At 64.8% G+C, this 335-nt stretch carries 1 pseudogene; it reads right to left on the minus strand.

The annotated features are described in order from the left end of the window. Positions 1-335: pseudogene (locus ACFC20_RS17550) on the minus strand (transketolase); the annotation flags it as partial.

A 335-nucleotide genomic window follows, 5' to 3' on the forward strand; every position in this document is an offset into this window, starting at 1 on the left:
TTGGCCGACAGATTCTCAGCTTTTTCAAGCCGCAGCTGCGGCAGGTTCTGGCGGGTCAGCGCCAGCACCGACGGGCCGGTCGCATCCTTGAGCGCCAGTTCCCAGCATTCCGCCGTCTCGACGATGTCGGCCGGGCGATAGACGTCGAGGTTCGGGATCATGCGCATCGACATGACATGCTCGATCGGCTGGTGGGTCGGGCCGTCTTCGCCCAGACCGATCGAGTCATGGGTGAGGACGTGGATCACGCGCTGTTCCTGCAGCGCGGCGAGGCGGATGCCGGCGCGCATATAGTCGGAGAAGACCAGGAAGGTGCCGCCATAGGGGATCACGCC

The organism is Marinobacter sp. (assembly GCF_041984545.1).
GTDB lineage: Bacteria > Pseudomonadota > Gammaproteobacteria > Pseudomonadales > Oleiphilaceae > Marinobacter.